The organism is Caballeronia sp. dw_19, from assembly GCF_018449515.1.
In the GTDB taxonomy this organism is placed as follows: domain Bacteria; phylum Pseudomonadota; class Gammaproteobacteria; order Burkholderiales; family Burkholderiaceae; genus Caballeronia.
Genome location: NZ_JAAVUQ010000085.1, coordinates 1 through 6,270, shown reverse-complemented (window position 1 = coordinate 6,270; position 6,270 = coordinate 1). Strand labels below are relative to the sequence as shown.

4 protein-coding genes and 4 pseudogenes are annotated in these 6,270 nt (G+C 56.8%); 6 read left to right on the top strand and 2 right to left on the bottom strand.

Features of this window, described 5'->3' with window-relative positions; genetic code table 11:
* The 4 genes and pseudogenes from HB376_RS40395 to HB376_RS40375 all read left to right on the top strand — a co-directional run.
* A pseudogene (locus HB376_RS40395) lies at window positions 1-282 on the top strand (hypothetical protein); the annotation flags it as partial.
* 415 nt (window positions 283-697) lie between these two features.
* Window positions 698-1,021 carry an IS66 family insertion sequence element accessory protein TnpB gene (tnpB, locus tag HB376_RS40385; RefSeq protein ID WP_213769277.1) on the top strand — a complete coding sequence of 108 codons (324 nt, stop codon included), beginning with the start codon at window positions 698-700 and terminating at the stop codon, window positions 1,019-1,021.
* A gap of 81 nt (window positions 1,022-1,102) precedes the next feature.
* Window positions 1,103-2,652: pseudogene (locus HB376_RS40380) on the top strand (IS66 family transposase).
* Window positions 2,653-3,059: 407 nt separating this feature from the next.
* A pseudogene (locus tag HB376_RS40375) lies at window positions 3,060-3,527 on the top strand (transposase); the annotation flags it as partial.
* 105 nt (window positions 3,528-3,632) lie between these two features.
* Here HB376_RS40375 and HB376_RS40370 read toward each other — a convergent pair.
* Window positions 3,633-3,842 carry a hypothetical protein gene (locus HB376_RS40370; RefSeq protein ID WP_213769276.1) on the bottom strand — a complete coding sequence of 70 codons (210 nt, stop codon included), beginning with the start codon at window positions 3,840-3,842 and terminating at the stop codon, window positions 3,633-3,635.
* A gap of 209 nt (window positions 3,843-4,051) precedes the next feature.
* On the opposite strand from HB376_RS40370, the pseudogene HB376_RS40365 reads away from it, so the two are divergent.
* Window positions 4,052-4,976: pseudogene (locus HB376_RS40365) on the top strand (porin); the annotation flags it as partial.
* Window positions 4,977-5,158: 182 nt separating this feature from the next.
* Here the strand turns inward: HB376_RS40365 and HB376_RS40360 are convergent.
* Window positions 5,159-5,506, bottom strand: coding sequence for a winged helix-turn-helix domain-containing protein (locus tag HB376_RS40360; protein WP_213769275.1), 348 nt, complete (start codon window positions 5,504-5,506; stop codon window positions 5,159-5,161).
* 98 nt (window positions 5,507-5,604) lie between these two features.
* On the opposite strand from HB376_RS40360, the gene HB376_RS40355 reads away from it, so the two are divergent.
* On the top strand, window positions 5,605-6,171 hold the full coding sequence (locus tag HB376_RS40355; RefSeq protein ID WP_213769274.1) for a hypothetical protein: 567 nt from the start codon (window positions 5,605-5,607) through the stop codon (window positions 6,169-6,171).
* Window positions 6,172-6,270: the final 99 nt, after the last annotated feature.

The window sequence follows — 6,270 nt, the reverse complement described above, 5'->3', positions numbered from 1 at the left end:
CTTGCGCGCGAGGAGGAGCGCGAGATGCTGCCCCTTTGTGTTGACGAGGGCATCGGCACAGTTGTCTGGAGCCCGCTTGCCCGGGGACGCCTCGCGCGGCCCGTCGAGGCGTCGACCCCACGGTCCGGCAGCGATCCCTTCGCGGACATGCTCTACACCCAGCAAGCAAGTGACCGTTCGATCATCGAGGCTCTTGGCGTATTGCCGACGCGCGCGGTGTGGGCGGCGCACAAATTGCGCTTGCATGGCTGCATCGCAATCCGGTTGTTGCAGCGCCGCTAGTGGGCGCAACCAAGCTCTCTCATATTGACGACGCCATTGCTTCGCTTGATATCGACCTCTCAGTCGACGAAGTAATCGCACTCGAGGCGCCTTACACACCGCGAAGCGACTTCCAGGGTGTCTCCGATGATGCAGTGTTAGCCCGGCTCTCCGCTCAGATTGGCATAAAACCTGTGAAATAGTGATGGCTGAAGTTAGGCTCGAAGCGAACGTTTGCGTCTGTTGGTTCAAGGGCGCGAGCGGTCGATCGAGCATGCGGAACGGTCACTCAACAAGGATTCGCTCGGTGGCTGCTCCGGGTCGACTACGTCCGATCAATTCGCGTCGAGGTGCGGCGTAGCCAACAATCAATCACGGTCAGTTGGCCGACATCAGACGCGGCCCAGTGCGCAGCGTGGTTACGCGAGTGGCTGAAATGATCCGCATCGACGAGGCGTGGCTCGCAGTTGACCCGCTGGACATGCGTGCAGGGTTCGACACGGTGCTGGCGCGGGTAGTCGCCGTGTTCGACGCGGCGCATCCTCACCACGCTTATCTCTTCACGAACCGCCGAGCTAACCGTTTGAAGGTGCTGGTCCACGACGGAATCGGAATCTGGTCAGCAGCGAGGCGACTAAACCAGGGCCAGTTCGTCTGGCTTCGCAACCCGGAACCGATACGCGTCGGGCGATCACGCAGGAGCAACTGGCTGGACTGGTGCTCGGATTGCCGTGGCAACGCATCGGCCAGGACGGCGTGATTCGCGTCGTGTAAGCCGGCCTGCGACAATCGGTGCGTGTGCCAATACCCTTGTAGCACGGGCTTTGGCACACTATTGGTCATGATCGATAAGGCACAACTCCAGGACATGAGCGCAGACGAATTGCGTGTGCTCGCCCTTGAATTGATGTCCAAAGTTCAGGTGCAACAACACATCGTCGATCGCACGGAAGCAGCACTACGATTCAGCGACGCGAAGCTCGAGCAACTCACGCATGAGATGGCAGTACTCAAGCGCTGGAAGTTTGCTGACCGAAGCGAGAAGCTCGGTCACGAGCAGCAAAGCCTGCTCGATGAAACAATCGATGCCGACTTGGCCGCCATCGAACTTGAGTTAGAGAGGCTGTCCACCGAGCCCAAGGCGAAAGACGCGCCGAACAAACCGCGCCGGGCGCCGCTTCCAGCGAATCTTCCGCGTGTCAATGTTCATCACGAGCCTGAGTCGACCCTCTGCGGCTGTGGCTGTGAACTCGAGCGCATCGGCGAGGATGTCAGCGAGAAGCTCGATTACACGCCGGGCGTGTTCACCGTCGAGCGTCACGTTCGTGGCAAATGGGTGTGCGGCCACTGCGAGACCCTGACCCAAGCGCCGGTGCCGGCGCATGTCATTGATAAGGGCATTCCGACCGCCGGCCTGCTGGCCCACGTGCTTGTTTCGAAACACGGCGGTCACCTTCCGTTGTACAGACAAGAACGTATCTTCGCGCGTGCTGGCCTTGCCATTCCCCGATCGACGCTGGGCCAATGGGTGGGCATGTGTGGCGTTCAACTGCAGCCGTTAGTTGACGCGCTGAAAGAGAAGATTCTGCAGCATCGCGTATTGCACGCTGATGAGACACCGATCTCGATGCGCAGTCCGGGAAAGGGGAAGACGCACTGCGCTTATCTCTGGACTTATTGCCCGGGGGCCTTCGAACCAATGAAGGCGGTCGTTTACGACTTCGCCGAGAGCCGCGCTGGCGAACATGCGCGAGCCTTCCTCGATCCATGGCGCGGGCGCTTGGTGTGCGATGACTTCGCGGGCTACAAGCAGTTGCTCGCCCAGGGTGTGACCGAAGTTGGTGCCTTGCCCACGCGCGCCGTAAGTTCTACGACTTATATGTCGCCAGTCGAAGCCAGATTGCCGAAGATGCCTTGCGCTACATCAGCCAACTGTACGATGTCGAGCGCGAGGCGCGTGATCTCTCCTCCGAAAATCGATTGGAACTTCGCCAACGATGCGCGCGTCCCGTCGCCCAAGCACTGCACGCCTGGATGGTTCTGCAGCGCGCACGCGTGAACGAAGGTTCGTCCATAGCGAAGGCGCTCGATTACAGTCTGCGCCGATGGACAGCGCTCACCCGGTACCTGGACGATCCTCAGCTTCCGGTCGATAACAACTGGTGCGAAAACCAAATAAGGCCGATTGCAGTGGGCAGAGGGAATTGGCTCTTCACGGGCTCAGCTCGCGCGGGCCGGCGTCAGGCAGCAGTGATGAGTCTGATCCAATCGGCCAAGCTGAACGGCCACGATCCATATGTTTACCTGAAAGACATCTTAAACCGACTTCCCACACAACCGGCTGGCCGTATCGAAGAGTTGTTACCGCATATATGGCAACAGGCGCCTTGAAAATCTATTCGTTCGTCCCCAATCCTTACTTATCCACTTGCTAGACGACACGTACAATGCACCCATGATCACCAAGCAAAGAGACCAAATATGCAAATCCTAAGTGAAGCTGAACGGCAGGCAATCCGCGCAGTGGCCGATGGCGACCGGTTGCAACTCGATTCTGCGCGCCGTGCGTTTCACCGCGCCGCTCCGCGCCACGGAGTCGCGTCCTGTGTCGAACTGCAGTTTATGTCCGAAGTCCTGACACCCGTTCCGGACCTCCTACTTCGATCAAACTATCGCCGGACGCTACTGCGGCAATCCGCTTAGTTGCTGGGTGTTACCCGACGTTCGTTCGTTCGTCGGCTCCCCGTCCTCGCTTCAATACGCCTTCACCGCGTGCTTACCACCGCTCAACGCCAACCACTACTGAAGTGCTGCGTCGCATTGGCGAGTTGATGTGATCGAAGCCGAGGTTCGGGGTGAGCCACCAGCCGTGCGCCAACGCGTTAGACTTGAACGCGCACGGGCCATTGCTCGCCAGCCTTGAACTCTGGTTGCGGGAACGGCTATTGACGCTCTCTCTACAGTCCGACACGACGAAGGCAATCAACTACATGCTCAATCAATGCCAGGCGTTGAACTACTATTGTGAGAACGGCGTTGCGGAGATAGACAACAACATCGTTGAGAACGCGCTGCGCGCGGTCGGTTTGGGACGCAAAAACTTCTTGTTTATGGGCTCCGACAGCGGCGGTGACCGAGCTGCAGCCATGTACTCCCTGATCGGCTCGTGCAAGCTGGGCGACATTGAACCCGAGGCTTACCTACGCCACGTGCTCACCCACATTGCAGATCACCCAATCAATCGTATCGACGAACTGTTGCCCTAGAACCTGGCGGGGCAGCTTCCGGCAAGCACAGGCGTTTAAATGCGCCGCGTCTTCCACCGCTGTCAACAGCGCTTACCGTGAGCACAGACTCCGGAAGACCTTGAGTCAATCGATCCGTTCAAGCTTGAAATGAACTTCCGCGTAAGCGGCGTTGCAGCGCCATAGCTCTACGCCATCACGGTCAAAGACTGCCTGCCCCTTCGAGACGGTGCAACTGGCTTCAGGAAATACCAGGCCGTGTCCATTCATTGCAGCCGCCAACGCGTTGCGTTCTTTGCAAGTCGCCTTGTATCGCCCATCGTGCAATGCCTTCATAACTTCTCGTGTTTCGTCTGTTCCGAGATATTACTCCGTCAAGACGGTGGTCACGCCTCGCTTACCCATGAACCTGGAACAAGGTTTTTGCGAGATACGGTCCAACAGTCGCTATCTTCATGATAAACGCTCCTTTGCCGTGGAAGTCACGACCTCTCTTCTTTGGCATATGCCTACCCCGAAGGGAGGGCGTCGTCCATCACATCAGAATCGGCGGTGGTCTGAAAGCTGTCTTCCAACTGGAAAGCAATGTGAATCCGCAGGACGATAGCCTTAGTGATAGCGGTCGGTTTTTTGGCAGCGAGGCTTATGCCAGTCTTCAAACCCAATTCCGTACGCTAACACCCGGTCGCCAGAACACGCCGCTGTTTGACAAACTCGTTAGCACGTACGATCCATTGACTTACGCAAACTACCCTTAAAATTCGTGATTACCGTTCGCGGTTGGTTCGGGATTGTCCGCGGATAGCGCGGTCAAGTACAGTGATTAACTCGGTGGCCTTGATGTCGGAGCGATTTACTCGTTAGGGAGTAACTATGAGTCGAGTGGCGAAGACGGTTTCTCGGGCGAGATTCCGGGTCACCTTGGCGCAGGCAGTATGTTCGGCTTACTTGCGTCGTATTGCGTCGTATATTGCCGGTCCGACTAGCGTCGCTGCCGGTGTGCAACAAAGCAGCGACCATTTGAACTACAAGCAGACGGTCTACAACGCGGATATTGTCTATGCGCTGAACGAGATGAAAATCTATGTCGGCCATCTGCATTCGCGGGACAATACTGGCCTTGCCGATACTCTGCTTGCGGAGCAGCCGATTGCCGACACGAGCCAATTGAAGAGGGCGGGTCGTATCGACGATGGCCCGTTTACTGGCGTAGCGTGGCAGGTTAGCGGCCCCCTTTTGTTGACCGGTGCCTTTTATTACGATCATATACGTAACGTAGCGACTGCCGGTGCTACGCTTGGATCTGGGACCCGCGACACCGTGTCGGCGCTTGCCGAGTATTCATTGTCGAAGCGCACGGAGGTGTACGGCACCGTCGATTTCAACGGTGTTACCGGCGCAGCGACAATTGAATTGCCGGGACGCAGCAATCAGACGGGTATTGCGCTTGGCCTCCGCAACTTCTTCTGAATTTCGCGTGTGGGTGCGGCGCGGATCGTAGGGGTGATGCGGATTGCGAGAGTCAGTGATGCCGCTCTAGTGGTTCCCGCAGAGAAGTGCATGGTGTTTCAACCGACGCATCTGCACCGCGTGATGACGATTTTGGGCTAAAGGCGTTTTTTTTCAGCGGTCAATCGCAGGTGAGGTCGACACTACGTGTTCTTCGCCGCCTTTACAAGACATTCGGATAGCTTGTCGAAATGACGCAGCGCGGCTTGTGTTAGCTCAATCTGTTTGCGCCGGGCGTCCTCGGTGTCGGTGAGCATGATCCAGCCCTTGTCGCGCATGGATGTGATACGAGCATGCAGCGTGGCCGGCGAGCCGAGTTCGCTCCTGGCCATCATGTCTCTAACGGAGAGCCGTTCTTTCGTTTGACCGGCGCGAGCGACTAACTCCAGGATACGTTCTTCCAGCGGGTCAAGCGACGGCAAAGACGGGAGGCCGCGCAACGCCTCTGTCAATTGCAAAAAGCGGAGGTAGATATCGGCAGGACGCGTCACGTTTGACGCACCTTGCGTAAGCGTTTGTCGTGCATATAGTTCAATGGGCTTGGTATCATCACTGCCTCGTTAGAACGAAGGTATTCAATTTTACGCCAATGTCAAGCTTACGGTTGCATTTCTGTTCAGTGGTCGGAACGGTTATCGTGTTTATTTTCTCCCTTTGGGCCAACGAGCAGATATTCACGCACTGCGAGTTTGTGCGAGGAGTTAACTGGATCTATTTGCCAGCTGGGATCCGGTTGCTTAGCACACTGTTACTCGGCGGAGACGGTGCAATCGGGCTGTTGATAGCGAGCTGGCTGGTCAACTTCTTCTACTTCTTCCCGAACGATCCAGTACGCTCTATCGTCGGCGGCATCATTGCGACGGTCGCACCATATGCAGTCTATCGTTTGGCGCAGGAAATTTACGGTCTTCGCGCGTCTTTATCGAATCTAACGTCAAAGCGCCTTCTCGTGCTGGTGCTCGCCTACTCGATTGCCAGTCCGCTCTTGCATCACATATGGTTCTTCCTGCGCGGTGATACGCAACATATCGCGGACAGATTTTTTGTCATGTTCGTCGGTGACTTCTCCGGTACGCTGATCGTCATTTACACACTGAAGGCGTTGCTGTCACTTGTCACAGTTAGAGCTCCGCAAGCAAGCGGTGAAAGCAAGTAGACGCGGCAATATCGCGCATGCGGGTTGCCCGTATGCGCCTGGCTATTTGTAGCCATTGGCAATCTGATCTAGCAACCGCTGCAGTCGTTCCTTTTGTCT

Excerpts from the sequence above, each read along its gene's own strand:
- tnpB (WP_213769277.1), top strand. The coding sequence starts at position 698 with ATGATCCGCATCGACGAGGCGTGGCTCGCAGTTGACCCGCTGGACATG.
- HB376_RS40370 (WP_213769276.1), bottom strand. The coding sequence starts at position 3,842 with ATGAAGGCATTGCACGATGGGCGATACAAGGCGACTTGCAAAGAACGC.
- HB376_RS40355 (WP_213769274.1), top strand. The coding sequence starts at position 5,605 with ATGTCAAGCTTACGGTTGCATTTCTGTTCAGTGGTCGGAACGGTTATC.